Here is a 2,855-nt window from a genome sequence, read left to right as displayed (position 1 = left end):
TTAGCCTTACAGTAAAAGGCCTTGACTGCGCTGCCTGCGCTGAAAAGATAGAAAAGGCATTGATGCGGCATAAAGGTGTTAAAGGCATTACAGTATATCTCGGCGCCGAAAAGGCAGATATTCAGTTCGACCCGTCAATAATAAAAGAAAAATCCATTATAGACACTATTAATAGCCTTGGATATAAGGTCTTAACCGAAAAAGAAGAAGCCCCAAAGAAATTTTTCTTTGCGAAAGGCGAGTGGACATTTGATCTATTGAGAATAGGGCTTGTTTTTTTCCTGATTGCCCTGAGTCTTACCGGAATAACAAAGAGGCTTTCACCAATCGATATTTTTTCGATAGTCGCCATTGCAGTCGGAGGGTATCCCCTTATTAAACATGCCTATATAGACCTGAGAAGCAAGGCTATCACTGCCGATGTCTTCATGGCTCTGGGCGTTGTTGCTGCTACAGCCATAGGAGAATTTCGCTCTGCCGCAATAATAGCCTTTTTCATGCTTATATCCGAATTCATAGATTCCTTTACCATGGAGAAATCAAGAAAGGCTATAAAGGACTTAATCAACATGGCTCCGAAAACAGCGAGGGTGAAAAGGGGCGACACAGAAGTAGAGATTCCTGTTGAAGAAGTAAAGAAAGGCGATATTGTTGTTGTCAAGCCTGGAGAAAAAATCCCTGTGGAAGGTGTAATTATTTCAGGTAGAGGCTCAATAAACCAGGCGTCCATTACAGGAGAATCTATTCCTGTGGAAAAAAGGGAAGGCGATGTTGTATACGCAGCAACAATCAATCAACTTGGTGTTTTATTCATAAAGGTAACGCATACAGGGCAGGATACCACATATGCGAGGATTATAAGGCTTGTTGAAGAGGCAGAGGCGTCAAAGGCGCCTGTACAGAGGATAGCCGACAGGTTTGCAGCATACTTCACGCCTGCTATACTTGCCATTTCTATTCTCACATTTTTAATAACATGGAAGATAACAAATGCCATTGCGGTCATTGTTGTTGCATGTCCATGCACTGTTGCTATAGCAACTCCGCTTGCCGTGGTTGCGGGCATGGGCAGGGCTGCAAAAAAAGGCATTATCATAAAAGGAGGACGCTATCTTGAAGCGCTTGCAAAGGTAGATACCATAGTGATGGATAAGACAGGGACGGTCACGATGGGTGACCCTGTTGTGACCGATATAAAGGGCTTTGCAGAGCATGACGATGAAGAGATAATCTCATGCGCTGCCGGAGTAGAGCGGTACTCGGAACATCCCCTTGCAAAGGCCATAATTAAAAAGGCAGTTGAAATGGGGGTGAGTGTTCCAGACCCCGATGGATGCAGAATTGTTCCGGGCATGGGTATAGAGGCCGTTATAAACGGCAAAAAGATAGTCCTCGGAAGCAGGGAGATGTTGAAAAGCTCTGATATAACCCTTGCAGAGGAGACCGAAAGATATATAAATCAGAAAGAAGAAGAAGGAAAGACAGCCCTGCTCTTATCTCATGACAATATAGTCTGCGGCGTTATCTGTGTGGCAGATATTATCAGGGAGGGAAGCATTGAAGCCATAAACTCTTTAAAGAACCTTGGCTTTGACGCTCCCATTATGCTCACAGGCGATAATCCCCGAACAGCCAATGCCATTGCTTCCTCTTTAGGAATTAGAACTGTTAAGGCACAACTACTGCCTGAAGACAAGCTTGATGCCATAAAAGAATTAGAATCGAGAGGCAGAAAAGTCCTTATGGTTGGAGATGGGATAAACGATGCACCTGCCCTTGCACAGGCGCATGTGGGCATAGCAATGGGCGCTGTTGGTTCAGATGCGGCCATAGAGGCATCTGATGTGGCATTGATGAGAGACGAGTGGAAGCAGATACCGGAGGCAGTATCGATAGGAAGAAAGACATTCAGCATTATAAAGCAAAACCTTGCAGTTGGGATAATTTTTAATTTGGTCGGCATCACCCTTGCCTCGACAGGCATCCTCTCCCCAGCAATGGCAGCAGTCGCCCATGTAATGCCTGATGTCCTCGTGTTTCTGAATTCATCGAGGCTTTTGAAGTAAATGGTTCAGCCGGTTTTTATAGTAGAAGACGATAAGAAGATGGCGAGGGTTGTAAAGGCATATCTCGAAGGCGCTGGCTTTAGAGTAATGCATTTTGACAAAGGGAGAGATGCCATTGAGTCCGCTCTGAAAGAGGTTCCAATTCTTGTAATACTCGACCTGATGCTGCCTGATATGAGCGGCGAAGAAGTTTTCAGGAACTCAAAGAGGTAGGCGATTTTCCAATAATTATGCTTACAGCAAAATCCTCGGAAGAGGAAAGAATCGCAGGCTTCGCCCTCGGACCAGATGATTATGTTGTAAAACCCTTTAGCCCGAGGGAACTGGTTTACAGGATTAAGGCTGTTTTAAAAAGGGCGCGGAAGGAAGATCTGATCGGTGCAGAACCTATGAGTTTTAATAACGGACTTCTAATAATAGACGGGCAGAGCTATCAGGTAAGAAAGAAAGGTGTCTTAGTAAATCTTACTCCAACCGAATTTAAAGTCCTCTTTACCCTTGCATCAAGTCCCAACAAGGTTTTTACAAGGGATGAGCTTGTTGAAAATGCGCTCGGCTATCAATTTGAAGGCTATGAAAGGAGCATTGATGCGCATATCAAAAACACCAGACAAAAGTTAGAGGATGACCCTAAAAAACCTGAATTCATACTTACTATCTATGGCGTAGGCTATAGATTCATTGCCAGGAGAGATGTATAAGGAATGCTTAAAAGATGATTAAGAGTTTGGGAATAAAATTTCTCATACTGCTTCTATCTGTTTCCATCATTGCCCTCTCAGCAGCTTT

1 protein-coding gene and 1 pseudogene are annotated in these 2,855 nt (G+C 44.0%); both read left to right on the top strand.

Annotated features, from left to right (window positions below):
* A partial coding sequence (locus V7L97_RS12010) for a heavy metal translocating P-type ATPase (RefSeq protein ID WP_333656298.1) occupies window positions 1–2,066 on the top strand: 2,066 nt, incomplete at its 5' end.
* Window positions 2,067–2,767: pseudogene (locus tag V7L97_RS12000) on the top strand (response regulator transcription factor).
* Window positions 2,768–2,855: the final 88 nt, after the last annotated feature.

The organism is Dissulfurispira sp., from assembly GCF_036745535.1.
Taxonomy (GTDB): Bacteria; Nitrospirota; Thermodesulfovibrionia; order Thermodesulfovibrionales; family Dissulfurispiraceae; genus Dissulfurispira.
This window is presented reverse-complemented; position numbering and strand designations above follow the sequence as displayed.